This window comes from Verticiella sediminum, assembly GCF_007558815.1.
GTDB lineage: Bacteria > Pseudomonadota > Gammaproteobacteria > Burkholderiales > Burkholderiaceae_B > Verticiella > Verticiella sediminum.
On the sequence record NZ_VLTJ01000029.1, the window covers coordinates 536772 to 562572 of the forward strand.

The following is a 25801-nucleotide window of genomic DNA, read 5'->3' on the forward strand; positions in this document are numbered from 1 at the left end:
CGGCTACATCTCGATTCGGGCATCGCGCACCACGGGCTTCCATTGCTCGATCTCCCCTTCGATGATGCGGGTGAGCTCCTGCGGTGTGCTGCTCTTTGCCTCGACATTGCGCTCGGAGAAGATGCGCTGCGTCTCGGGCCGGGCCACGGCATCGGCGACCACGCGCTGCAGCTTGTCGACCACCTCCTGCGGCATGCCCTTGGGGCCCAGCACGCCGAACCAGGCAATGCTGCGGAAACCTGGAACGGAGTCAGCGATCGCCGGCATGCCCGGCAGAACCGCGGTCGCCTCGGGCGTGCCGACGGCGAGGTAGCGGACCTTGCCGGAACTGACGAAGGCCGCGCCGTCCAGGCCGGTGACGAAGGCGGCATCCAGCTCGCCGGTGACGAAGGCGGTCACCATCGGCGCGCCGCCGTTGTAGGGGATGTGCGTCATCGACGTGCCGGCAAGCATGTTGAAATACTCGCCGGTGAGGTGCGAGAGCGAACCCACGCCGACCGAGCCGAAGTTCACGGCGCTGCCCCTGCTCTTGGCTTCGGCGACGAAATCCTGCAGTGTCTTCGCCTTGCTCCCGGCGGGCACGGCGAGGATCATCGGCACGTTCGCCACGGTGGAGATCGGCTGCAGGTCGGTCAACGGGTCGTAGGAGACCTTGCGCATCAGCCCGACCACCGCATTCGGCCCGGTGTTTCCGAACAGCAGCGTGTAGCCGTCCGGGTCCGCCCGCACGACGGCATCCACGCCTATCGTGCCGCCCGCGCCGGGGCGGTTCTCGATGACCACCGGCTGCCCCAGCGCTTCGCTCATGGGCTGAGCCACGACGCGGGCGAGCTGGTCGGTACTGCCGCCGGCAGCATACGGGACGATCACGCGGATCGGCCGCGAGGGATAGTCGGCCGCGAGCGCGGCTGGCGCATTGGCCAAGAGTGCTGCACCGGCCAAAGCACAGGCCAGATTCCGAAAGTTGAACATCCCAGTCTCCTATGGTGATAAATGTGTCGGCGGGGCGTGGGCAGCGCCCGCCGATTCTTCGAGGGAAGGCTTCCCCTCATCGAATACGACGCTCCAGTAAGTTCGTGCCCGGGCCATGTGGGTCAGCATCAGCCGGCGCGCCGCCGGCTCGTCGCCGGCCCGAACGGATGCCAGCAGCTCCATGTGTTCGGTCAAGGTGCGGCTGCTCTGCTGCGCATCGCGAAACATCACTTCGCGGCGTGGCGCCGTGAATTGGTAGAAGGCGTTGAGCACCCTCACCAGCACCGAGTTGTGCGCGGCCTCGGCGACGGCCAGGTGGAATTCGGTGTCCCAGGCCGCGATACCTTCGCCCGCCGCCAGCGCGGCGCGGGTCTCGCGCAGAACGCCTTCCAGCCGCTCGACGTCGTGCGCCGTGCGGTGGCGGCAGGCTAGGCCCACCGCCAGCAGCTCGAGGTGCTCGCGAACGGCCATGGTCTCGTCCACCTCGGTGGCATCGGGCACCTCGCCCAGGCCGGCCAGCATCACCAGCGCCTCGAAGCTGCTGTCCTTCTCGTAGCGCCGCAGGTAGATCCCGGAGTTCGGCCTGGCCTCGACCACGCGCAGGGCGACCAGCGTGGCGATCGCTTCGCGCACGGCGTTGCGGCCGATTCCCAGGCGTTCGGCGAAGTCCCGCTCCGACGGCAGCCGGTCGCCCGGCTGCAGGCGGCGGCTGCGCACATAGTCCATGATGCCGCCCACCGCCGGATTGCCGCTCCTCGGGATTCCCGCCATGGCGATCACCTACAGGTCGAGAACCAGCTCGGCGGAACGCGAGCCCGAGCAGCAGACCATGATGCAATCGTTGCGCTGCCTTTCCTCCTCGGTGAGGTAATCGTCGCGGTGATCGGGCACCCCTTCGATGACGATGGTGCGACAGGTGCCGCACACGCCGGAGGAACACGCGTACTGCACATCGACGTCGTTCTCCGTGAGCACGTCGAGAATGGTCTTGCCTGCCGGCACGCTCAGGCGCTGGCCGGTGCGCGCCAGCACGACGGCGTAGCCGCCCTGCGTGGCGGCCGGCCCGGCCGCGCCGAAGCGCTCGTAGTGCACCCGGGCCTCGGGACGGCCCGAGGCAGCGTCGAGGAACGCGTCGATCATGCCCTTCGGACCGCAGCAGTACACATCGGCCTCGGCGTCGACCTCTGCCAGCGTGCCGGGGATGTCCAACGGCCTGCCACGCTCGTCGTCCAGCCAGAGATCGAAGCGCCCGTGCCCGGCCTGCGCCAGGCGGCGCAGCTCCGCGACGAACGCCGCATGGCGCGCGGAACGCGCCGCATACACCAGGTGCCACGGCTTGCCGAGCGCACACAGCCGGCGCACCATGGCGAGCACCGGCGTGATGCCGATACCGCCGGCCAGGAAGAACGACGTGCTCGCCGCCTCGGCCAGCGGGAAGTCGTTGGCCGGCGGGCGCGCGTACATCAGCGAACCGACCCTGGGCACGTCGTGCATCCAGATCGAGCCGCCCTTGCCGGCCGCATCGCGCTGCACGGCGATCACATAGCGGTGCGTCTCGACCGGGTCGTTGAGCAGCGAATAGCTGCGCACGCGGGCCTCGGGCAGCAGCACATCGATGTGCGCGCCGGCCGTGAAGGACGGCAGCGGCCGGCCGTCCGGGTCCACCAGCTCGAACGAGACGATCTGGTGCGCTTCGTAGCGCAACTGCGCCAGTTGCAGGGCGACGCCTTGGGCCCCGGCATTGACGGATTCCACGGTGTCCTCTCAGGGGGTGTAGCCGAAGTCCGCGCCGAGACGAGCCTGCATATGGACTTGCTGATCCTCGTCCTGCCAGGACGTGCCGGCCGGCAGCGTCAGAGACACCGCACGCACCATCCACAAGTCGGGGTCGTCATGGCGCACCGGCCCTCCCTCACCGTTCTGCATCCGACGCACGTTCTCGAGCAGCATGCGGCGGGTCATCGCAATGCCCGTGTCGCTCACGCCCAAGTGTTCGCGCGAGCGATCGTAGATCGGCGCCACCCCCGACTGGCAGGCGGCATCCTGCACCCACAAACCCGGCAGCCCCGAAAACCACGTCTTGGTCTGCGCGTCGTAGTCGAAGAGAAAAGCGGTGTCCAGGTTGAATTTGGTCCAGTACTTGGCATACGGCTGACTGGGCGGCCGCGGCGCATACGCGTGCTCGCTGGCGTGTCCGGTCTCGCGGCCTGCGTGGCCTTCCTTGAAAAGCTGGCGCGTGCGCGGATAGAGTTCACCCACCGGACGATACGAGAACATGATGCACAGCGTGTTCTCGTCATCGATCGGCACCCAGGCATGCCCGCTGAGCTCGGGATACTTGGTCTGCGGCGGCACCAGCGTATAGAAGGGCAGCAGGAACTGGTTCACGCGCCAGTAGTGCGTCTGCTCGTCCAGCACGCGCCGCGAGGCGATGCTCATGCCGAAATCGTTGCGCTGGCATTCGAACACCGGACGCAGATCGCGCTTGGCGACCCAGTCGTTGATCGCGCCCTGCGAATCGATACGACCATGCAGGATGGCGGCGTGCGCCGAGTCGATCTCGCCCTCGACCGCCTGCAGCCAGTTGCACTCCTGCACGCGGAAGCTGACGTGCACGTTTTCCTGCGGCACCAGGTTCCACTCGATATTGGGCAGCGCGGGCGGGCTCTCGGGGTTCGGCCCCATGTACGTCCAGGCGATACCGTTGCGCTCCACGCAGGGATAGTTCTTGATCCGCACGTTGTTCTTCAAGCGGCTGCTCTCCGGCTCGGCCGGCGTGTCCATCACCTTGCCGTCCACGCCGAATTTCCAGCCGTGATAGACGCAGCGCACGCCACAATCCTCGTTACGGCCGAAGACCAGTGGCGCGCCGCGATGAGGACAGGCGTGGTCGATCAGGCCGAGGCGTCCTTCGCTGTCGCGAAAGGCGATCAGGTCCTCACCGAGCAGGCGCACGCGCTGAGGCTGGCCGTCGACCTGCAGGTCGGTGGCGGGGAGAAAGGGAATCCAGTAGCTGCGCATCAGGCGCCCCATCGGCGTATCCGGCCCGACGCGTACGAGCAGTTCGTTGTCTTCCTTCGAAAGCATGTCTTGCCCCTCTTGTTGGCCCAACCAATTTGGTGGAGCCAATTCTATGCGGGCCCAAACTAGATAGTCAATGGTTTTTTGGCTCTACCAATTTAAAGGTAAGAAAGGCTTATCGAGCATTCCCGGGAGAATGCCTACCGTGATTTTCAGAAGGAAGTCCGCCTGGCCGGGACAGGCGTAGGCCCGGCCCTCGATGCCTTTGACGGCGGTGTCGATGCCCTCGATGTCGCTGGCGTTCGGGCGATGCCGACGGCGGGCCGGCCCAAGCCCGCTCAGTTCCTGTGCAGCGTGGCGCCGGGCCACTGCCCGGCCGCAACGAGCGAGTTTGCCGTGGCGGTCAACACCACGCGCGCTGCGAGCCCCACCGGCGAAAGTTCGTCATCGGACAGGCTGGCGATCAGGTTTCTGCGATGTGCATGCGCGTCGGCGATGGGCCAGCGCTGCTGTGCCTGCGCGCCTGGCCGCGCCAGGACGGCACCGGGCTGCACCGTGGCCGCTATCCCGGCGGTTACCGTATCCATCAGCATGGAGAAACCGTCGATCTCGGCGATCACGCGCGGCTCGACCCCGACACGCTCGAACGCGGTGTTGATCAGCGCGCGCAGGCCATGGGGAGCCGAGGGCAGGACGAGCGGCACGTCGGAGATCTCCGCCAGCGTCACCGACTCTCCGCGTCGCGGCATATGGGGCAACGAGGGATTGCCCACGAGGTAAAGCCGCTCATCGAGCAGCGGCTGCGCCCAATACGGGGGGGCGCGCTCCCGGCCGAAGAGGATGGCGAGATCGATCTGCCGCGCATGAAGCATCGCGGTGAGGGGAATCGAGAGCGCTTCCACCACCCGCAGGCGCGCTTCCGGATACCGCTCCAGCATGGCGCGCAGGAAAGGAACGCCCAGCACCGCCGCCGTGGACGGCGCCATGCCAACGCTGACGTGGCCCGATACCCGCCCGCTGCGCGCGGCCTCTACCGCATGCTCGGCATGACGCATGACGAGCTGGGCCTGGCGGAAAAAAGCCAAGCCCGCATTGGTGGGGACCACTCCGGTTGCGGTGCGCTGCAGCAAGCGCGTGCACAACTCCCCCTCGAGCCGGCTGATCTGCTGGCTGAGCGCGGAGGTGCCGATATCGAGCTCAACCGCCGCGCGGCCCATGCTGCCGAGTTCGACCGCGCGAACGAAATAGCGGATTTGACGGAATTCCATGGCAAGGGGGCGAAGCGCCAGCGCAAGGCGATGTCACCCGAGGTTCTGGCGCCATGCCTGGGTTGAAGGAGTCGTTGCGACACCAGTCTGTTCAGCCCACCGCAACCGCTCGAATCTACCACGGGTGCCGGGTCGATGGGCGCCGGGTCGGTGCACACCCTTCACGAATTCTAAACAGGGGTTGTCGATTGCGGTCTGGCCTTGTGAGGTGGGCGTTCCTAGACTCATCCCAGTTCAAGAAGAATTCTCGATATGTCCAGGAAAACCCTCACCACCGAATTCGCCGAGAAACTGCTCGCCATCGAATACCGGACGCTGCCCAGCGCCGCAGTCGATATGGCGCGCCAGGTGGTTCTCGACGGCCTGGGCGTCATGGTCGCCGGCGCGAACGAACCCCTGGGCGTGGGGCGGATCTCCATTGACTATGTTCGCGGCATGGGCGGCAGCGAACAGGCATCCGTCGTTACGGGGGGCTTCAAGACCGCCATGCAGAACGCAGCCTACGTGAACGGCACGTTGGCGCACGCGCTGGACTGGGACAACACATGGTATCCGCTGAATCATCCGACCTCGCCGACGCTGCCGGCCATCCTGGCGATCGCCGAGCACCATCGGCTGCCGGGCGAGAGGGTCATCGAGGCGGTGGCCGTGGCCTTCGAGGTGCAGGCCCGCGTGCGCCTGGCGGCCACGGGCCTGAAGACCGGGCAGGGCTTTCACAAGCCCGGCACCACGGGCATCTTCGGTGCGACCGCCGGCGCCGCCAGGCTGCTGGGCCTATCACTGCCCCAGACGCTCGCTGCGCTCGGCCTGGCCGGGTCGCGCGCCGGCAGCCTGTCGCTGAACACCGGCACGATGACGAAATCCTCGCATTCGGGGCATGCCGCACGCATGGGAGTCGAGTGCGCGGTGCTGGCACAGATGGGCTGGTCTGCGAGCACGGACGTCTTCGGCCCAAAGGGCTTCTTCGATACCTTCCTGCATGGCGAGGCCGACCCCGGCAAACTCGTGGAAGGGTTCGCGGCCCCGCTGCGCATGGTGGAGCCCGGGGTCGGCTTCAAGAAATATCCCAGCAACTACTTCACTCACCGGCCGATCGACGCGGCGCTGGCGCTGCGCGCCGAACACGGTATCCGCGGTGAGCAGATCGACTCCGTCGAGGTCCGGTTTCCTCCGTTCGAGTACGTCAACCGTCCGGCGCCGCGCACGGGCCTGGACGGCAAGTTCAGCATCCAGTACGCCACGCTGGTCGCATTGCTGGACGGCGAGGTCACCATTGATTCCTTCACCAATCAGCGTCGCTTCGCGGTAGATGTCGAGGCGCTGCTGCCGTCGGTGAAGCTGGTCGTCGACCAGGCCATTCCCAGCGAGTTCGACGATACATGGGCGGTCGTCACGGTGCGACTCAAGGACGGCCGCGCGCCCAGTCTGAAGATGCGGGAGCTCTCGGGATGGGTCGGCCATCCGCTCACGCGCGAGCAGCGGCTCAAGAAGTTCTTTGCCGCCACGCGCCATGCGCTCCCGGAGGATGCGGCGCGCGAGGTGCTCGGTTGCGTGGAAAGGCTGGATGCGCAGGACGACCTCCTTGGCGTGATGTCGATCCTGCGCGATGCACGCCATTGCGCATGAGTACGGAAGACGAGCAAACCAGCCGAACCAAGATATCCACATGTCCAAGACACAGACGATCGACGATCGCTATTCGAGAACCATCGCGCAGTTCGTGGCCGACCTACGCTACGAGGCCATTCCCCAGGAGGTGCGGGAGCGCATGAAACTGCTCCTGCTGGATGCCTTCGGCTGCGGGCTCTATGGCGCGGCACTGGACTGGAGCCGCAGTCTGCAGCGGGCATGCGGCAGCGTGGACGATACGCGCAAGTGCACCATCTGGGGCACCAGCCAGAAGCTCTCGGCACCGAGTGCTGCGCTCATCAACGGCACGCAGGTGCAGGGTTTCGAACTCGACGATGCCAATCACCGTGGCGTGGTGCATCTGGGCGCGGCAACGCTCTCGCCCCTGGTGGCCCTGGCCGAATCGCGCGGCGGCATGTCGGGCCGGGATCTCATCGTGGCGGCCGTGGCCGGCTACGAGATCGGCTCGCGCGTGGGCATCTGCATGACTCCCGATCACATCGGACAGGGCTGGCATCCCGCTGGCACCGTCGGCATTTTCGCCGCCGCCTGCGGCTCGGCGCGAGCCATCGGGCTGGATGCATCGCGTACTCAGTGGGCACTGGGACATGCGGGCTCGCAGGCCTCCGGGCTCATGGCGGCGCAGTACGGCGCCATGATCAAGCGTGTGCATGCTGGCCATGCCGCCGAATGCGGGATGATGGGCGCCCTGTTCGCCGAGGAAGGGCTGACAGGCATCGTGAATGTCTTCGAATCCGAGTACGGGGGCTTTCTCACGACCTACTCGCGTTCGAACGACCGCTTCCGGATCGAGGAACTGTGCGCGGGCCTGGGCACGCATTGGGAGACCATGAATGTGTCGCTCAAGTTCTACGCTTGCGTGTTCAGCGGCCATACCGCGCTCGATGCCATCCGCGAGATACAGCAGGAGCGGCCCTTCGGCCCGGCGGACGTCGAGCGCATCGTGGTGCACGGCTCGAAGGTCACGATGGACCATGTGGGCTGGAAATACCGGCCAGAAGGGATGACCTCCGCCCAACTCAACCTGCCGTTCTGCATCGCCACGCTGCTGCTCGAGGGCGACGTCTTCGTCGACCAGTTCACCCCCGAGTCGATTCACGACGCGCAGCGCATTGCCCTGGCCGACCGGGTGAAGGTCATTGAGGATGCGGCCATCACGGCGCGCGGTGCGCGCTATCGCCATATGGTTCGCGTGGAGGTCTTCTTCAAGGACGGGGGACGGCTGGAGCGTACGGTCGAGGTGTCGCGCGGCAGCGAGAAGCGCTTCGCGCCTGCGGCGGACATCGTTGCCAAGTACGAGAAGCTCGTGCGCCACGTCCTGCCGACCCGGCAAATGGATGCGCTTCGCGAAGCCGTGCTGGACCTCGAGCGGCTGGACGACGCGGTGCGCCTGGGGCCGCTGCTGGCGCGTGGCCGAGGTGCTCTCGATGCCGCCTGACCGCCTCACCCTGTCCGCGGCTTCGATCCGACGCGATACGACGGAACGGAGCCGTTGACCATGGACATGCACGCAACGGTACCGAGCCTGACGCAGCGCCTTGCCGAGCATTTCGTCGGACCGCGCGCCGCCGCACCCGCCGAGGCTGCGCGTGTGACGGCAAGAAGCCTGTTGCTGGATTACCTTGGGGTTGCGCTGGCGGGAAGTTCCAGCGAAAGCGGCCGGATCGCCCTGCGCTATGCGCAGCACGACGGCGATACAGGGCAGGCAAGCCTGATCGGCGGCGCAGGCGCAGGCGTTTCGGCGGAGCGGGCGGCCTTCGCCAACGCGATTTCCGCGCACAGCATCGAGCTCGACGATAGCGACGTGGACTCCTATCTGCACTTCAGTGCGCCGGTGGTGTCGGCTGCGCTCGCCGCTGCGCAAGTCGCCCACCGTTCCGGCCACATGCTGCTTGCAGCCATCGTTGCGGGCTGCGAAATGATGCAACGCCTGAGCCGGGCCGCCAACCCCTCGCTGCGCGACCGGTGCTTTCACTCCACGGCGGCGATCGGCGTCTTCGGCGCCACCGTGGCGGCCGGTCGGCTATGGGACTTGCCGCCCGTGCAGATGGTCTCGGCCATCGGCCTGGCGGGCGCCCAGGCGGGCGGTATCCTCGAGTTCCATGGGCCGTCGATGCAGAAGCGCTTCAGCCCCGGGCCGGCGGCGCGGGGTGGCCTGACGGCAGCGCGCATGGCGCAGCTCGGCTACACCGGCCAGGACACGGTGCTCGATGGCCCGCGCGGCTTCCTGCGGGCTTTCACCGACCGCGCGGACGCCGGCGCGCTCGTGAAGGACCTCGATGTACCTTACCGGCTGGACATCGAGTTCAAGCCCTACGCCTGCGCACGCCCGATCCACAACGCCATCGACTGCGCGCTCGCCATCCGCGAGCGCCATCGGCCCGACCTGGAGCAGATCGAGACCATCGAGATCGCGCGCCATCCGTCATGGGCGCACAAGCACCGCAACCGCACGCCCGGCTCCTACCATGCCGCGCAGATGAGCCTCGAGTTCTCGGTGGCCGTGGCGCTCAAGGACGGTGCGGCGCTGCTGGACCAGTATACGGAGCGCAACCTCGGGGACCGGCTCGTGCACCGGCTCATGTCGCGAGTGCATGTCGGCGTCGACCCGTCGCTCCAGCGCGGCGTCTCATGCCGTATGGTCATCCATATGCAGGACGGACGGCGCATGGTCCAGCAGGTCGATTACCCGCGCGGCTCGGTCCGCTGGCCATTGAGCGACCTGGAGCTCGAAGCCAAGTTCCGCACCCTTGCCGCGCCCGTTCTCGGCGAGGCAGGGACGGTGCGCCTGCTCGATGCCGTCGGGAACGTCGAAGCGTGCACCGACATCGCAGCGCTGATGGCCGGGACGCAGGTCATGCCGCCATGAAAGACCGACCCGACACCGGAACCACGGGGAAGGCGCTCCCGGCTGCCGGGGGCCCGAGCTTGGCGGAGGCCTTTGGCGCATTCGTGGCCGCGACGCGCTTCGAAGCGCTGCCCGCCGCCGTGACCGAGGCGGCGAAGCTGCGCATCCTGGACGTACTGGGCGCCGCGCTGGCGGCCTATGGAAGAGCCAGGCACGCGCAACTGCTGCCGCTGCTGACATCCCAGGGCGCCACGAACGCATGGGGCCTGCGCGACAGGCTGGCCCTGCGCGACGCGATCCTGCTCAACAGTTTCCTGTCGCACGCCCTCTATCTCGAAGACGGTTCGCGCTTCAGCGGCGGCCACCCGTCTTCCGTCGTCATCCCGTGCGCGATCGCCTTCGCCGAGGCGCAAGGCGCCAGCGGTCGAGACCTGATCGCCGCAGTCGTCGTCGGCTACGACGTCTTCCTGCGCCTGGGCCGCGCCATCTACCCCTCGACCGTGCGGCGTGGCTTCCAAAGCACGTCCGTCGCGGGCGCCGCGGCCTCGGCCGCCGCCGCGGCTCATCTCCTGCGTCACGATCCGGGCCAGGCTCGCAACGCGCTGGCGATCGCCGCGACACTGGGCGTCGGGCTCATCGCGGCCTCCACCAGCTCCGGCAGCCAGCCGCTCCAGGTGGCGCGTAGCTGTGAGGGCGGTGCGCTCGCTGCGCTGTTCGCCGGACAAGGCGCGGTGGGCGCAGGCGGCATCATCGAGGATGGCTTCCTGCAGGCTTTTTCCGACGCTGCGCCGGCCATCGACATGCTGGCGGGGCTCGGCAGCGATTTCCGCATTCTCGAGACCTACCTCAAGATGCACGGCGGCTGTCGGGGAAACCATGCGCCGGTGGATGTCGTGCAAGCCCTGCGCCTGCGGCACGGCTTCGATGCGGCCGAGATCGCCAGCCTGCGCATCGCGATCGACTCGGTGACCGATCGCATCGCCATCCACGAACCGGCCAACGGCACGCAGGCGCAATACTGCGTCGCGTTCGCGGTTGCCGCAGCGCTCGCCAACGGCGACGCATCGATCGCGCAGTACACCGACGCGATGCTCCAGGCGCCGCACATTCGTGCGCTGATGGAGCGGATTCAGGTGGCTGTCGACCCTGCCCTGGACCACGGCTATCCCGACAGGCGCGGCGCCCACGCTGAAGTGGTACTGCGCGATGGGCGGCGTTTCAGGGGCGCGATCGACAACGCGCGAGGCGAACCGGAACAGCCCTTCGCCGCCTCGGAGGTCGAACGCAAGTTCTTCACGCTGGCGCGGGATGTCTTGCCCCTGGGCGGCAGGCGCGTACGGGATCTCGTGATGGACCTCGAGTCCCTGGATGATGTCGGGACGCTGGCCGCCGCGCTGAGCAGCCCGTGACGGGGCGCCCCGCCGCCCTGTTCCCCGTTACACGTACAACCATAGAGAAGGAGACTGCCATGCCCGCCACACACTGGAAGCCCACCCGGCGAGACGTGCTTCGTTCCGCACTCTTTCTTGCCCTTGGCGACGCGATCGTGGGACGTACCGTCTTCGCACAGGATGCGACCTATCCGAACCGGCCGATCCGGATCATCGTGGCCACGGCTGCCGGCGGCGGCATCGATGCAGTGGCCCGCACCGTCGGAGCCAAGCTGCAGGAGGCCTGGGGGCAGAGCGTGATCGTGGAAAACCGCCCGGGCGGCAATCAGACGATCGGGACCAACCACGTCGCCAAAGCCGAACCGGACGGCTATACGCTGCTGTGCATCAGCAGCACGCACACCATGATCTCGGGCCTGATGCCGAAGCTGCCTTTCGATCCCATCGAGGACTTTGCGCCGGTGACCATGCTGGCCTACGGGCCCAACATTCTGGTAGCGCATCCGGCACTGCCCGTGCAGTCCCTGGGGGACTTCATCGCGCTGGCCAAGAGCGAGCCCGGAAAATTGAACTACGGTACCTCCGGCAACGGCAGCCTCGGGCATCTGGCCATGGAAAGCCTGAAGTCGATGACAGGCATCGAACTCACGCATATACCCTACAAAGGCGCGGCGCCCGCGCTCAACGCCGTGCTGTCCGGCGAGGTGTCCGTGGAGATCGTGCAAATCATGACGGCTCTGCCGCACGTGAAGGCGGGCCGGCTGCGCGCGCTGGGCATCACCACGGCCACGCGTTCGCCGGCTGCTCCGGACATCCCGACCATCGCCGAAGCCGGCGCGCCGGGATTCGAAGGCAGCTCCTGGTTCGGGATCGTCGCCCCCGCCCAGACGCCGCCGGCCGTCATTGCCAAGCTGAACGAGGAATTCGTCCGGATCATGAATCTGCCGGACATCAAGACCAGATTTCTGAGCGAAGGCGTGGAGCCGGTAGGCGATACGCCGGAGCAGTTCGCGGCGACGATGCGTGACGAAAGCGCACGATGGGGCAAGGTGATCAAGGACATGGGCATCACGATCCAGCAGTGACTGCTCTGGGGCTCGGGCCCCCGTGCGTCTTGAGAAAGGAGTGTCATCGCATGAATGCTGCCATGCAATCCGATATGCTGGAGCGGCTCGTCGCCATCACCGGCTCGGTACGGTACGAGAACCTCTCCGCGGCCTGCGTGCATGCGGCCAAGCGCGCGATCCTCGACAGCCTTGGCTGCGCGATCGCAGCCATCGGCTGCGAACCCGTTCGCATCGCGGCGTCGGCGATGCCGGCCGGCGCACCGGAGGCGACTGTGATCGGCGAGAGCGGCAAGTCCTCGCTGGAACGGGCAGTACTGCTCAATGGCATGCTGCTTCGCTACCTCGATCTGCTCGATGTGTACAGGGCGCAGGATGCCTGCCACCCTTCCGAGAACGTTTCGTTGGCGCTTGCCGCTGTGGAGTCATGCCAGGGCAGCGGCCGCGGGCTGATCGAGGCCGTGGTCGCGGGCTATGAAGCGCAGTCTCGCCTGGCCCGGCTTTTTTCGCTCCAGCACATGGGCATGCACCACGTGAGCGCTGCGGGGCTGGTTGCGCCGCTGGTCATCGCACGCGCGTGGCAACTGTCCCCCGAGGTCGCTGCGCACGCGGCGGCGCTGTCCGGTGTGCGGCAGTTCACGCTGCACGCCCTGTCCAAAGGCAACCTGTCGATGGCCAAGGCCATCGGTTATGCCTGGTCGTGCAAAGAGGCTTTGCTGGCAGTGCGTCTTGCGCAGGGAGGCTACACCGGCCCGGTGCACTTGCTGAACTGGCTGACGCACGATGGCCAGGCGAAAGGCAGCCTGGATTGCACCGCGCTGGCCGGCGACGATACGGCGCTGATCGAGCACGTGAGCTTCAAGCAGTTCCCCGTGCAGGTCGACCTGCAGACGCCGAACGAGGTTGCGCAGCGCCTGCATGCCCGTCTGGATCACGCCGAGATCGAGCTGGTGGAGATTGCCATGCCCGGGCGGGCCGTGGAGCGTACGGCCGATCCCAGCAAGTTCCAGCCTGGCACTCGCGAGACGGCCGATCACAGCCTGCCGGTGTCGGTTGCGATCTCGTTGCTCGACGGCCGGCTCACGGCAACGCAGTTCGAGCACGGCCGCTGGGCCGATCCGGAAGTCGGGGCCCTGGTGGCGAGAACCCGGGTGGTCGTCGACGACGAGATGGCTGCCGCGCACCCTCAAGGCAGTCCTGCACGCGTGACCGTGACCACGCGCGACGGCCGTTGCTTCTCCGAATTCGAGGCCGTTGCCAGCGGCGACAGGGCCCGCCCCCTCGACGATACGGCACTGGAGCGCAAGTTCATGCTCAACGTTCTGCCCGTGCTCGGCGAAGCCCGGGCACGCGAAATCGTAGAAGCGGTCGCTTCCCTGGACAAGCTGGAACGCATCGATGAGCTCACGCATCTGTTGGCTGCGTGAAGGCGTCCCTGAAGCGCCGTCGCCTCTCATGTCTTTCTCACCCCCGAAGGAAATGTCATGGACCTGGAATTGAAGGGCCGTACGGCGCTGGTCACCGGCGCAAGTCAGGGCTTGGGACGCGCCATCGCGCTGGCGCTCGCGGCCGAAGGCGCGCGCGTGGCGATGGTCGCGCGGCGAGCGGAATTGCTGGAAACGCTGACGCAGGAGATCGTCTCCGCCGGCGGGGCGCGGCCAGTAGCGCTGCAGGCCGACCTGTATCCCGACGACGCCGGCGAGACCATCGCAGCACGCGCCATCGCCGCGCTCGGCCACGTGGAGATTCTCATCAATGCCGCGGGCGGGAGCCGTCCCCTGCCTCTCGACGCCCCGAAGGAAGCCTGGTACGAAGGCGTTACGCTGAACTTCTTTCGCCTGCGCGAACTCACCCACGCCGTGCTGCCGTCGATGCAGAAGCACGGCTACGGCCGTGTAATCAACCTCACCGGTACGCGCGAGCCGCGCAACCTCAACGCCGCGCATGCGGCCAAGGCAGCGGTCCATGTGTGGTCCAAGGGCCTTTCCAAGGTCGTGGCTGCCGACGGGATCACGATCAACTGCATCCAGCCGGGCAAGCTGCGCAGCGAGCAGATCGACAAACGCTGGCCAACCGAGGAGGCTCGCCGCGAATGGGCGAAGAAAGAGGTGCCGATGGGCCGCATGGGAAATCCCGAGGAACTGGCCGATCTCGCCGTCTTCCTCGCCTCTGCGCGTTCGAGCTACATCACGGGGAACATCATCGCTTTCGATGGCGGCGCACGGTTCTTCGCATTCTAGGCGTGCACGGTGTGGGTACGCAGGCCGGAATACGCAGGCAACTCCCTGTGCCGCGCCGGGCCTACCGGGCCTGTCGTACCCGCAGCATCCACCGGCGCCGCTACAACAGGGGCAGAGCTCGCGCCAGGATCGGCCCCGCATCCAGGCCCTGCGGCAACACGCCGAAGACCCGGCCGCTCTCGGCATGGAAACGGCTGCGCACGAAGGCCTCGGCGACCGGCGCCGGGGCGCAGGCCTGCATGACGCTGGCCTGGGCAAGCAGCGCAATGTCCTGGGTGATGCCGCGCGCGGCGGCCTGCATGGCGTCCTCGGGCAGCGCGAAGGCGCGCTCCAGCCGGCGCAGCGCATCCGCCACGACGGGGTGCACAGCCACCAACTCGGCAAATTGACCCAACAATCTCCTGGCGACGTCGGGCTGGCGGGCGACGGCCCGCAGCACGTCCAGGCAGATGACATTCCCCGAGCCTTCCCAGATGGAGTTGACGGGCGCCTCCCGATAGAGCCGGGCCAGCGGCCGGCTCTCGACGTACCCGTTGCCGCCCAGCACCTCCATCGCTTCGCCGGTCTGCGTGACCGCCCGCTTGCAGATCCAGAATTTCGCGGCCGGCATGACGATGCGGCACCAGCCCTGCTGCTCTTCGTCGTCGGCGTGCGCGAAGGCATGCGCGAGCCGCACCATCAGCGCGGTGGCGGCTTCGCTTTCCAGCGCGAGATCGGCCAGCACGCTGCGCATGAGCGGCTGTTCGGCGAGTTCCCGGCCGAAGGCCCAGCGGTGGCGCGCGTAGTGCAGGGCCTGGACGAGCGCCTGGCGCATCAAGGCGGCGCTGCCCATGACGCAGGAGAGCCGGCTGAACGTCGCCATGCGCATGATGGTGGCGATGCCTCGGCCTTCATCGCCGGCCATGATGCCTTCGGCGTCGTGAAACTCGACTTCGCTGCTGCTGTTGGAACGGTTGCCGAGCTTGTCCTTGAGACGCTGGATGGCGATGGCGTTGCGCGTGCCGTCGGCGCGCCAGCGCGGCACAAAAAAGCACGAGGGGCCGGCATCGGTGCGCGCCAGCACCAGGTGCGCATCGCACATGGGTGCGGAAAAGAACCATTTGTGGCCGGTGATGGCGTACCGGGCGCCGCGTCCCACGCCGGACACGGGAACCGCCCGCGTCGTGTTGGCACGCAGGTCGGAGCCGCCCTGCTTCTCCGTCATGCCCATGCCGATGGTGATGCTGCGCTTGTCCTCGATGGGGACATCGCGCTCGTCGTACTCGCGGGCATAGAGCCTGTCGCGCAGGCGCTCGAACAGGGCGGGCTCGTCGCGCAGCACGTCGATCGAGGCCATGGTCATGGTGCTGGGGCACAGGCTGCCGGCGTCCACCTGGCCATGCAGGTACATGGCGGCGGCATAGGCCGGCCATGCGCCCGGCCCGGGCTCGCTGTAAGGCAGCGTGACGAAGCCGGCCTCGCGCAGCATGCCCATCAAGCGGTGCCAGGCGGGATGGAAACGCACCTGGTCGATGCGATGGCCGGCGCGGTCGTGCGTCTGCAGCTCGGGCGGGTAGCGCTCGGCGTCCTCGGCCCAGGCGCGGGCCTGCGGCAGGCCGAGGGCCGCGCCATAGGCCGAAAGCCTGCCGGCCAGCCGGTCCGCGCCGACCCGGCCCAGGGCGTCGGTGAGGCCGGCATCGGTCGTGTAGAGGTCGTAGGGCGGCAGGTCATCGACCTGGTTGATCACCTCGTGGGTGGCGTGCTTGTCCATGTCGTCTCCTCCGGGATCTCGAGCGGCGGCCGCCGGACGTCTTGCCGGACGATGCGTGCCGGCGCGGGCGCGGGCCTGTGCTTCGAGTGTAGGAGCAAACCGCGGCCGGTGTCAGGCCGGGTAGTACGCACCCAGGATGCGCGGCCCGCGGGCGCCGGTGACGGCGGGCAGGTTGCCCGACAGCCCTTCGACGTGGGTGCGGGCGAGCCAGGCGAACGCCAGCGCCTCGACCTGCTGCGGCGGGATGCCGAGCTCGGCGGTGCTGGCCACGACGACGCCGGGCAGCTCGGCGGCGATGGCGGCGAGCAGGACGGGATTGGCCGCTCCGCCGCCGCAGACGTAGCACTCGGTGATGCCGGGGGCATGGCGGCGGATCGCGTCGGCAACCGTACGCGCGGTGTAGGCCGCCAGCGTGGCCTGCACGTCGGCAGCCTCGGGCGCGCGGCCCGTGGCGCTGCGATGGCGGGCCAGGCGGTCGTCCAGCCACTCGGCATGGAACAGGTCGCGCCCGGTGGACTTGGGCGGCGGCAGGGCGAGCCAGGGTTCGCTGGCGACCAGCAGTTCGAGCAGCTCGCCGTCGACGGTGCCGCGGGCGGCGAGCGCACCGTCCCGGTCGTAGGGCTGGTCGGTGTGGCGGGCCGCCCAGAGATCCATCAAGACATTCGCGGGCCCGGTGTCCAAGCCCAGCACGCCGCCGCCTTCGAGCAGGCTGACGTTGGCAATGCCGCCCAGGTTGAGCACCACGCGCGGCGTGGGGCCGGCGAACACAGCGTGATGGAACGCCGGCGCGAGCGGTGCGCCATGTCCGCCCGCCGCCACGTCGCGGCTGCGCAGGTCGGCCACCACGGCGATACCCGTGGCCTCGGCCAGCCGGGCGGGCGCGTTCAGTTGCAGGGTGTAGCCGAGCGCGGGCTGATGCCGTACCGTCTGGCCGTGGGCGCGCCGATGGCGCGCACCTCATGGGCGCCGAGGCCGGCCGCCCCGAGCAGACGGCCGACGACATCCGCATAGACGTCCACCAACTGGTTGGCCGCCATCGCGGCCCGGTGCAGCTCGTTGTCGCCCGGCCGGTTGAGGGCCAGCAGTTCGGCGCGCAGCGCCGGCGCGAACGGGGCGCTGGCGGCGGCCTGCACGCGCGGCAGCCCGCCCGCCTCGTCAAAGACCGCCAGCACGCCGTCCGCACCGTCCAGGCTGGTGCCGGACATGAGGCCGATGTACGGGACGGCCGGCGCCACGGTTCAGCGCGCAGCGCCGGTGTCGGCCAGGGCGACCGCACCGTCGGTGTCGAGCGTGCCGTCCTGCGCCTTCTGCAGGTTGGCGAGCATGTCGAGCTGGCCGCGGTAGCTCGCCACGTGCTGCTTGAAGCGATCCAGTTCCTTGCCATCGAGCGACTGGGCGATCGGGATATCGGACGACTGCGGGTCGATCTGGCGGCCGGCGATGCGGAACTCGTAGTGCAGGTGCGGCCCGGTGGCCATGCCGGTGGAACCGACGTAGCCGATCACGTCCCCCTGCGCCACGCGGCTGCCCTTGCGCAGGTTGGAAGCGAAGCCGCGCATGTGCGCATACAGGGTGGTGTATTCGCCGTGGTGCTTGACGATGACGGTGTTGCCGTAGCCGCGCTGCGAGCCGATGAACTCGACCGTGCCGTCCGCGGTGGAGCGAATGGGTGTGCCCGGCGGCGCGGCGTAATCCACGCCCTTGTGGCCGCGCATCGTGTTCAGCACGGGATGGCGGCGCAGGCCGAAACCGGAACTGATGCGCGTGAACTCCAGCGGCACGCGCAGGAAGGCGCGGCGCCGGCTGGTGCCGTCCAGCGCGAAGTAGCCGCCCGACTTGCCGGCTTCGTCGGGGTCGTACCACACGGCCTCGTACGACTTGCCGTTGTTGACGAACTCCAGGGCCAGCACGCGGCCGCTGCGGGCGTTCTCGCCGTTGGTGGTGAAGGTCTCGTACACCACGCGGAACTGGTCGCCCGGACGCAGATCGCGGAAGAAATCGACGTCGCTCGCCAGGATGTCGATCATCTGCTGGGTGACGTTGTAGGGCACGCCCGCGGCATCGGTGGCGCCGAACAGCGAGCTGCGGATGGTGCCCATGCCGACGTTGATGCGGCGCTCGGCGGGGAACTCGTGCTCGGCGGCCTCGAAGCCGCCTTCCGGGGTGCGCAGCACTTCGAGCAACTGCTGCACGACCTCGCCGTCGGACTGCGCGCCCGGCGTGTGCACGTAGCGCAGCCAGCGCAGCTCGCCCTCGGCGTCGGTGGCGACCTGGATGGCGCGGCCCGGGTACAACTGATAGATGCTGCGCGCGGCGGGCTCCTGCACCAGGAAGCGCTGCAAGGCGGGGTCGCTCACCTCGAGGCGATTGAGCATGCTGGCGACCGAATCGCCGCGCTGCACGCGCTCTTCGCGCACATAGAGGCCGTCGTCCGGGCCGGCCTGAACCGAAGGCACGGCGACGGGCTCGGGAAGCTGGAGAGTCTGGACGATATGGCGGATGTCCGGGACGACGGTGGCATCGGCGTTTTGCGATACCATTCCCACCGCCGCTGCGGCGCCGAATAGGCCGAAGGCGCAAAGCACGAGAAATCGACGGGGGAAGTCGGATCTCCTCGGGCCTGACGCGTTGGAACCGAAACGCATTATGGATTTACCCTAGAAATTTGTAACAACAGACGCCGGCGCCGCGCACCGAAACGGGCAAAAAGAGCGCCGGGAACGCATGACAGGCCGCGCGGCGGACGAATCCAGGACCGCGGCCAGCTAGGAAACTTGAGAAACCACGCGAAGAATCTTGCAAATGCGCTTGATTTTCAAGCCTATTTGCAAAATCTAACAGTTAACACCTAAAACGTTACGAAAGTATATCCATGTCCGACGACCGAATCCAGCCGCCCGCGATCACGCCTGAAGTCGAGGCCGACCTCGCCGTGGTGCGGCGCGGCTGCGACGAACTCCTCGTGGAAGCCGAGTTCGCGCGCAAGCTCGCCCGCAGCCGCAGCACGGGCAAGCCCCTGCGCGTGAAGCTGGGCCTGGACCCCACGGCGCCCGACATCCACCTGGGCCACACCGTGGTGCTGACCAAGCTGCGCCAGCTCCAGGATCTCGGCCACACGGTGATCTTTCTCATCGGCGACTTCACCTCGATGATCGGCGACCCGAGCGGACGCAACGCCACCCGCCCGCCGCTCACGCGCGAGCAGATCGCCGAGAACGCGAAGACGTACTACGCCCAGGCCAGCCTGGTGCTGGACCCGCAGCGCACGGAGATCCGGTACAACTCGGAATGGAGCGACGCCCTGGGCGCGCGCGGGCTGATCCAGTTGGCCTCGCGCTATACGGTGGCGCGCATGCTGGAGCGCGACGACTTCACCAAGCGCTATCGCGCGGGCGTGCCGATCGCAGTGCACGAATTCCTGTATCCGCTGATGCAGGGATACGATTCGGTGGCACTGGAATCCGACCTCGAACTGGGCGGCACGGACCAGAAGTTCAACCTGCTCGTCGGGCGCGAACTGCAGAAGGAATACGGCCAGGAGCCGCAGTGCGTGCTCACCATGCCCCTGCTCGTCGGCCTGGACGGCGTCGAGAAGATGTCCAAGTCCAAGGGCAACTACATCGGCATCAGCGAGGCGCCGGACGCCATGTTCGGCAAGCTCATGTCGATCTCGGATACCTTGATGTGGCGCTACTTCGAGTTGCTCTCGATGCGCCCGATGGCCGAGATCGATCGCCTGCGCGCCGAGACCGAGGCCGGGCGCAACCCGCGCGACGTGAAGGTGATGCTGGCCCAGGAGATCGTCGCGCGCTATCACGGCCAGCCGGCCGCGGCGGCGGCGCTGGCGGCGTTCGAATCGCGCTTTCGGGACGGCGCGCTGCCCGAGGACATGCCGCAGGTCAGCCTGGCCGGCGCGCCGCTCGGCATCCTCAAGGTGCTGCGCGAGGCCGGCCTGTGCGCCTCGGCCTCGGAAGCCCAGCGCAACGTCGAGCAGGGCGGTGTGCGCGTGGACGGTAACCGCATCGAAGACAAGGGGCTGGCGCTGCAAGCCGGCACCTATGTGATACAAGTAGGGAAACGGAAGTTCGCTCGGGTCAGCATCGCCTGAGCCACCGCCCGGCGGCCGCTGCCTGCGCCGCCATCCGACTTGCTCGCCGTACCGCCCGCCAGCCCGCTCCGCCCAGGACGAGCCGGCGCGCGGTACTGTCTTTGTCACTAGGAGCCATCATGAGAGTCTGGAGCCAATCGTTCACCGACGGTCAGCCAATACCGCCGCGCTATGCGTTCTGCAAGATCGACGCCAAGACCCGCGTGGCGATGGCGGACAACCTGAACCCGCATCTGGCCTGGTCCGACCTGCCCGAGGGCACCAAGTCGATCGCCGTGATCTGCCACGACCCCGACGTGCCGAGCAAACCCGACGACGTCAACCAGGAGGGGCGCGAGATCCCGTCCGACCTGCCGCGCGTGGAATTCTTCCATTGGGTGCTGGTCGACCTCTCCCCCGAGCACGACGACATCGACGAAGCCGCCTTCAGCAGCGGCGTCACCCCGCACGGCAAGGGCGGGCCGGTGGCGCCGATGCAAGCGCGCCAGGGCATCAACGACTACACCGGCTGGTTCGCCAACGATCGCGACATGCAGGGCGAGTACTTCGGCTACGACGGCCCGTGCCCGCCGTGGAACGACTCGATCGTCCACCGCTATGTGTTCACGGTGTATGCGCTGGACGTCGAAACGCTCGGCGTGGACGGCACCTTCACCGGCGCCGACGTGCGCGCCGCCATGGAAGGCCACGTGCTCGGGCAGGCCAGCCTGACCGGGGTCTACACGCTCAATCCGCGCCTGGCCCCCATGCGCATCGGCGCCACCAGCGCCTGATCCACCCGCCGGCCCGCTGCCGCGGCCCCGCGGCAGCGGCGTCGGCCGGCTTGCGGCCCGCGCGGTACGGGTGCCGCGCCCACGCCGCAGATCCGGCAAAGCGCACGGGAGAATCGATTAAACTGGCTCGTTTCGCCTGCCCCATCCCCGGGAGTACCCCATGTTCGACCGCAACATCACCCTCGACCAGGCCGATGCCGAGCTCTGGGCTGCCGTTCTCAAGGAGAACCAGCGCCAGGAAGAGCACATCGAGCTCATCGCTTCGGAAAACTATGCCAGCCCCGCCGTCATGCAGGCGCAGGGCACGCAGTTGACCAACAAGTACGCCGAGGGTTATCCGGGCAAGCGCTACTACGGCGGCTGTGAATACGTCGACATCGTCGAGCAACTGGCCATCGACCGCCTCAAGAAGCTCTTCGGCGCCGAAGCGGCCAACGTGCAGCCGAACTCGGGCTCGCAGGCGAACCAGGCCGTGTACATGGCCGTGCTCAAGCCGGGCGACACGGTGCTCGGCATGAGCCTGGCCGAAGGCGGCCACCTCACGCACGGCTCGCCGGTCAATGCCTCGGGCAAGCTCTACAACTTCGTGTCCTACGGCCTGAACGAGAAGGAAGAGATCGACTACGACCGCCTCGCCGAGCTGGCCGCCGAGCACAAGCCCAAGCTGATCGTGGGCGGCGCATCCGCCTATGCCCTGCGCATCGACTTCGCGCGCATGGCCAAGATCGCGCGCGACTGCGGCGCGTATTTCATGGTCGACATCGCCCACTACGCCGGCCTGGTCGCGGGCGGCGCCTACCCGAACCCGGTGCCCCACGCCGACTTCGTGACCTCCACCACGCACAAGTCGCTGCGCGGCCCGCGCGGGGGCATCATCATGATGCGCGCCGAGCACGAGAAAATCATCAATTCGGCGATCTTCCCCGGCATCCAGGGCGGCCCGCTGATGCACGTCATCGCCGCCAAGGCGGTGGCTTTCAAGGAAGCCCTGCAGCCCGGGTTCAAGCAGTACGCCGAACAGGTCGCCAAGAACGCGCAAGTGCTCGCGACCACGCTCGCCGCGCGCGGCCTGCGCATCGTATCCGGCCGCACCGAGAGCCACGTCATGCTGGTCGACCTGCGCCCCAAGAACATCACCGGCAAGGACGCGGAAGCGGCCCTGGGCGCGGCGCACATCACGACCAACAAGAACGCGATCCCGAACGACCCGGAAAAACCCTTCGTGACCAGCGGCATCCGCCTGGGCACGCCGGCCATGACCACGCGCGGTTTCCGCGAGGCCGAGGCTGCCCTCACCGGCAACCTGATCGCCGACGTGCTGGACAACCCGCGCGACGAGGCCAACCTCGCCAAGGTCCGCGCGCGCGTGCACGAGCTCACGCGCGCCTTTCCGGTGTATGGCGGCTGATTCAGCCGCTCGACAGGGGCGCGACATGCCGACGCCTGCGCGCAAGGCCTTGCCATGAAGTGCCCCTTCTGCGGCCATGACGACACCGTGGTCGTCGAGACGCGCGCCCCCGAAGAGGGCGACGTCATCCGCCGGCGCAGGCGCTGTACGGCCTGCGACCGGCGCTTCACCACCTATGAGCGCGCCGACGTGCAGATGCCCATGGTGGTCAAGCGCAACGGCGCGCGCGCCGAGTACGATCCCGCCAAGCTGCGGGCGAGCCTGACCCTTGCCCTGCGCAAGCGCCCCGTGGCCACCGAGCAGATCGAACGCGCCGCCGAGCGCATCGAGGAAAGCCTGCTGACCCAGGGCAGGCGCGAGGTGCCCTCGGCCGACATCGGCGAGCTGGTGATGAACCAGTTGATCGAACTGGATGAAGTGGCCTACGTCCGCTTCGCTTCCGTCTACAAGAGCTTCGAGGACATCGGCGCCTTCACGGCCATGATCCGCGACATGCGCAAGCCCGCCGGACGCAAATCGCGCCGCAGCGGCGGCGACGACGCCGGATGAACGTCCCCATCGCCATCCCTTCCGAGCCATGACGCACAACGATCCCCTGCACGTGGTCTTCCTGGACCGCGCCACCATCCCTTCCGATATTCCGCTCAAACCGTTCGGCTTTCCGAACACTTACCTCGAGCACGACCGCACCCGGCCCGACGAGGTCGCCGCGCGCATCGCCGACGCCGACGTGGTCATCGTCAACAAGGTGCGCATCGACGCCGCTGCCCTCGACGCGGCGCCCCGCCTCAGGATGATCGCCGTGGCCGCCACCGGGACCGACAACGTCGATCTGGCGGCCTGCAGCGAACGCGGCATCGTGGTGAGCAACGTGCGCGGCTACGCGGGCCGCAGCGTGCCCGAGCACACCTTCGCTCTCATCTTCGCGCTGCGCCGCAACCTGCTCGCCTACCGCGACGCGGTGGGCGGCGGGCGCTGGGAGCAGTCCGGCCAGTTCTGCTTTCATGACTACCCGATCCGCGACCTGGGCGGCAGTACGCTTGGCATCATCGGCGACGGCGACCTGGGGCAGTCGGTGGGCCGCATCGGCGCCGCCCTGGACATGCGGGTGGTCTACGCAGAACACGGCGTGCGCCACGCGCCGCAGGCGGAGTACCTGCCGCTGGAGGACCTGCTGCGCCAGAGCGACGTCATCACCCTGCACGTACCGCTGCGGCCCGAGACGCAGCATCTGATCGACGCTCCCCAGTTCGCCCTGATGGAGCGCCGCCCCCTGCTCATCAACACCGCCCGGGGCGGCCTGGTCAACGAGCACGCGCTCGACACCGCGCTGCGCAGTGGCCGCATCGCGGGCGCGGGCTTCGATGTGGCCAGTGCCGAGCCGCTGCCCGAAGGCCACGTCCTCATGCGCCTGACCGAGCTGCCCCAGTTCCTGCTCACGCCCCACATCGCCTGGGCGAGCGACCAGGCTATCCGCGCCCTGGCCGATCAGGTCGTGGAGAACGTCGAAGCCTTTCATCGCGGCAGCCCGCTGCGTACGGTGGCGCCGCGCCGCTGACGCGGCACGGCCGCGCACTACAATCGGCCATAGGGGCGGCGTGGTCCGCCCCGGTCCCAGACGATGACCATGACAGCCCAAGACACTGACGCACTGTGGATGCAGCGGGCCCTCGAGCTCGCGGGGGGCGTCATGAACATCACGTCGCCCAACCCGCGCGTCGGCTGCGTGATCGTGCGCGACGGCCGGGTGCTGGGCGAAGGCGCCACCCAGCGGGCGGGCGGCCCGCACGCCGAGGTCTGCGCGCTGCGCGACGCGGCCGCACGGGGGGAGGACCCGGCCGGCAGCACCTTCTACGTGTCGCTCGAGCCCTGCAGCCATCACGGCCGCACGCCGCCGTGCGTGGATGCGCTGATCGACGCGCGCCCGGCGCGCGTGGTGATCGCCATGCTCGATCCCAACCCGCTGGTCGGCGGGCAGGGCCTGGCAAGGCTGCGTGCGGCCGGCATCCACGTCAAGGTGGGCGTCGGCCTGGAGACCGCGCTCGCGCAGAACGTCGGCTTCGTCGCCCGCATGGTGCGCAAGACGCCCTGGCTATGGCTCAAGCTTGCCGGCTCCCTGGATGGCCGCAGCGCGCTGCACAACGGGGTGTCGCAATGGATCACCGGCGCGGCGGCGCGCGAGCACGGCCACCGCTTTCGGGCGCGCGCCTGCGCGGTGCTCACCGGCGTGGGCACGGTGTTGAGCGACAACCCCCAGCTCACGCCGCGCGGCGTGGACGCGCAGCGCATCCCGTACAAGATCGTGCTCGACACGCAATTGCGCACCCCGCCCTACGCCCGCATTTTCGACGAAGGCGAAGTGTGGATCGTGACGGCGAGCGAAAACGCCGAGCGCACCGCCCGGCTCGCCGATCGCGGCGCGCGCATCGTGCGCCTGGGCGAGGCGCACGCAGGCATCGACCTGAAGGCGCTGACGCGCTGGCTCGGCGCGCAGAACCTCAATGAAATCCACGTCGAGGCCGGCGCCACCTTGAACGGCGCCTTCATGCGCGAGGGCGTGGTCGACGAGCTCGTCACCTATATCGCCCCCATGCTGCTGGGCGACGCCGCGCCCATGGTGCGGCTGCCCGCCCTGGACAGCCTGCCCGCCAGCCGGGAGTTCACGTTCACCGGCGTGGAGCCCGTCGGCGAGGACCTGATGCTGCGCGCGCGGCGCCCGGCGAGCTGGGCGCCCCTGCTCGCCGCCGTTCAGGGCGAACGGCAGAGCTGAAATGTCGCCCCTGCGCGCTGACGCGCGCCCGTGGGTCGGCGCCGGGCGGATGATAGGAGTGCAGCCGGGCATGGTGCCCGGCCAGGTAGCGGGCGTCATGGCCGTCAGGCCCGAGAAAAGGCCCCCACGCTGCGCCTTCGGCTGGCTGCCCCCCAGGGGGCGCTTTTTGCCTTGGGGCGGCCCGGCGACAAAAAAAACCACTGCGTGCCATCCGCCGCACTTGTGCGGCACGGGAGCGCTGGCGGCCGTAGGCTGTCGTCTTCCCAGGAGACGACATGCCCGCTGCCTTGCCGCCAGGCGATCCGCTGCCCGAACCCTACCCGGACGCGGCCCCCGAGGCCGACCACGACGGGCGCTGGAAAGATGCACTCGAAGCCTATCTCCAGCCCTGCCTGGCCCTGTTCTGGCCGGCAGTGCATGCCTTGGTCGACTGGTCGGTGCCGGTGGTGTTCCTCGACAAGGAGCTGCAGCGCCTGGCCGGCGCCACGTGGACACGCTGGTCCAGGTGCGCCTGCGCGAGGGCGCCAGCGCGCACCTG

20 protein-coding genes and 2 pseudogenes are annotated in these 25801 nt (G+C 68.2%); 14 read left to right on the plus strand and 8 right to left on the minus strand.

Annotation, left to right across the window (positions count from 1 at the left end; translation table 11 throughout):
* Positions 1 to 3: 3 nt before the first annotated feature.
* The 5 genes from FOZ76_RS16995 to FOZ76_RS17015 form a co-directional block, all read right to left on the minus strand.
* Positions 4 to 972, minus strand: coding sequence for a Bug family tripartite tricarboxylate transporter substrate binding protein (locus tag FOZ76_RS16995; protein WP_143949444.1), 969 nt, complete (start codon positions 970 to 972; stop codon positions 4 to 6).
* Positions 973 to 981: 9 nt separating this feature from the next.
* Complete coding sequence (locus tag FOZ76_RS17000) at positions 982 to 1743, minus strand: FadR/GntR family transcriptional regulator (protein ID WP_143949445.1); 762 nt, start codon at positions 1741 to 1743, stop codon at positions 982 to 984.
* A gap of 9 nt (positions 1744 to 1752) precedes the next feature.
* Positions 1753 to 2727: a PDR/VanB family oxidoreductase gene (locus FOZ76_RS17005; RefSeq protein WP_143949446.1), complete on the minus strand. Its 975-nt coding sequence runs from the start codon at positions 2725 to 2727 to the stop codon at positions 1753 to 1755.
* Between the two features lie 9 nt (positions 2728 to 2736).
* The gene (locus tag FOZ76_RS17010) at positions 2737 to 4059 is read right to left on the minus strand and encodes a Rieske 2Fe-2S domain-containing protein (RefSeq protein ID WP_143949447.1); all 1323 of its coding nucleotides are present in this window, start codon (positions 4057 to 4059) and stop codon (positions 2737 to 2739) included.
* A gap of 272 nt (positions 4060 to 4331) precedes the next feature.
* A complete protein-coding gene (locus FOZ76_RS17015; RefSeq protein WP_143949448.1) occupies positions 4332 to 5261 on the minus strand; it encodes a LysR family transcriptional regulator in 930 nt (309 codons plus the stop codon).
* 252 nt (positions 5262 to 5513) lie between these two features.
* On the opposite strand from FOZ76_RS17015, the gene FOZ76_RS17020 reads away from it, so the two are divergent.
* From FOZ76_RS17020 to FOZ76_RS17050, 7 genes are all read left to right on the plus strand, one after another.
* On the plus strand, positions 5514 to 6887 hold the full coding sequence (locus FOZ76_RS17020) for an MmgE/PrpD family protein (RefSeq protein WP_143949449.1): 1374 nt from the start codon (positions 5514 to 5516) through the stop codon (positions 6885 to 6887).
* Positions 6888 to 6927: 40 nt separating this feature from the next.
* Entirely contained in the window at positions 6928 to 8349 is a 1422-nt protein-coding gene (locus FOZ76_RS17025) for an MmgE/PrpD family protein (protein WP_143949450.1), read from the plus strand.
* Positions 8350 to 8409: 60 nt separating this feature from the next.
* Positions 8410 to 9780, plus strand: a complete 1371-nt coding sequence (locus FOZ76_RS17030) for an MmgE/PrpD family protein (protein ID WP_143949451.1) — start codon at positions 8410 to 8412, stop codon at positions 9778 to 9780.
* Entirely contained in the window at positions 9777 to 11168 is a 1392-nt protein-coding gene (locus FOZ76_RS17035) for an MmgE/PrpD family protein (RefSeq protein ID WP_143949452.1), read from the plus strand. Before FOZ76_RS17030 ends, FOZ76_RS17035 begins: the two co-directional genes overlap by 4 nt.
* Before the next feature lie 59 nt (positions 11169 to 11227).
* Entirely contained in the window at positions 11228 to 12235 is a 1008-nt protein-coding gene (locus tag FOZ76_RS17040; RefSeq protein WP_143949453.1) for a tripartite tricarboxylate transporter substrate binding protein, read from the plus strand.
* A 62-nt stretch (positions 12236 to 12297) separates the two neighbouring features.
* Entirely contained in the window at positions 12298 to 13641 is a 1344-nt protein-coding gene (locus FOZ76_RS17045; protein ID WP_170235501.1) for an MmgE/PrpD family protein, read from the plus strand.
* A 57-nt stretch (positions 13642 to 13698) separates the two neighbouring features.
* A complete protein-coding gene (locus FOZ76_RS17050) occupies positions 13699 to 14454 on the plus strand; it encodes an SDR family NAD(P)-dependent oxidoreductase (protein WP_143949455.1) in 756 nt (251 codons plus the stop codon).
* Positions 14455 to 14554: 100 nt separating this feature from the next.
* Here FOZ76_RS17050 and FOZ76_RS17055 read toward each other — a convergent pair whose 3' ends face one another.
* From FOZ76_RS17055 to FOZ76_RS17065, 3 genes and pseudogenes are all read right to left on the minus strand, one after another.
* Positions 14555 to 16204 carry an acyl-CoA dehydrogenase family protein gene (locus FOZ76_RS17055; protein ID WP_143949456.1) on the minus strand — a complete coding sequence of 550 codons (1650 nt, stop codon included), beginning with the start codon at positions 16202 to 16204 and terminating at the stop codon, positions 14555 to 14557.
* Positions 16205 to 16315: 111 nt separating this feature from the next.
* Positions 16316 to 17409 (minus strand): annotated as a pseudogene (locus tag FOZ76_RS17060) (anhydro-N-acetylmuramic acid kinase).
* A 33-nt stretch (positions 17410 to 17442) separates the two neighbouring features.
* Complete coding sequence (locus FOZ76_RS17065) at positions 17443 to 18744, minus strand: M23 family metallopeptidase (protein WP_246129572.1); 1302 nt, start codon at positions 18742 to 18744, stop codon at positions 17443 to 17445.
* A gap of 332 nt (positions 18745 to 19076) precedes the next feature.
* On the opposite strand from FOZ76_RS17065, the gene tyrS reads away from it, so the two are divergent.
* The 7 genes and pseudogenes from tyrS to FOZ76_RS17100 form a co-directional block, all read left to right on the plus strand.
* Positions 19077 to 20312 carry a tyrosine--tRNA ligase gene (gene tyrS, locus FOZ76_RS17070; protein WP_143949458.1) on the plus strand — a complete coding sequence of 412 codons (1236 nt, stop codon included), beginning with the start codon at positions 19077 to 19079 and terminating at the stop codon, positions 20310 to 20312.
* Positions 20313 to 20431: 119 nt separating this feature from the next.
* Positions 20432 to 21085, plus strand: a complete 654-nt coding sequence (locus tag FOZ76_RS17075) for a YbhB/YbcL family Raf kinase inhibitor-like protein (RefSeq protein ID WP_143949459.1) — start codon at positions 20432 to 20434, stop codon at positions 21083 to 21085.
* Positions 21086 to 21245: 160 nt separating this feature from the next.
* The gene (gene glyA / locus FOZ76_RS17080) at positions 21246 to 22493 is read left to right on the plus strand and encodes a serine hydroxymethyltransferase (RefSeq protein WP_143949460.1); all 1248 of its coding nucleotides are present in this window, start codon (positions 21246 to 21248) and stop codon (positions 22491 to 22493) included.
* 54 nt (positions 22494 to 22547) lie between these two features.
* Positions 22548 to 23042 carry a transcriptional regulator NrdR gene (gene nrdR, locus FOZ76_RS17085; protein ID WP_143949461.1) on the plus strand — a complete coding sequence of 165 codons (495 nt, stop codon included), beginning with the start codon at positions 22548 to 22550 and terminating at the stop codon, positions 23040 to 23042.
* A gap of 28 nt (positions 23043 to 23070) precedes the next feature.
* Positions 23071 to 24051 (plus strand): D-2-hydroxyacid dehydrogenase, encoded by a 981-nt coding sequence (locus FOZ76_RS17090; RefSeq protein ID WP_143949462.1) that lies wholly within the window; start codon positions 23071 to 23073, stop codon positions 24049 to 24051.
* Between the two features lie 63 nt (positions 24052 to 24114).
* Complete coding sequence (ribD, locus tag FOZ76_RS17095) at positions 24115 to 25263, plus strand: bifunctional diaminohydroxyphosphoribosylaminopyrimidine deaminase/5-amino-6-(5-phosphoribosylamino)uracil reductase RibD (protein WP_143949463.1); 1149 nt, start codon at positions 24115 to 24117, stop codon at positions 25261 to 25263.
* Between the two features lie 275 nt (positions 25264 to 25538).
* Positions 25539 to 25801: pseudogene (locus tag FOZ76_RS17100) on the plus strand (hypothetical protein); the annotation flags it as partial.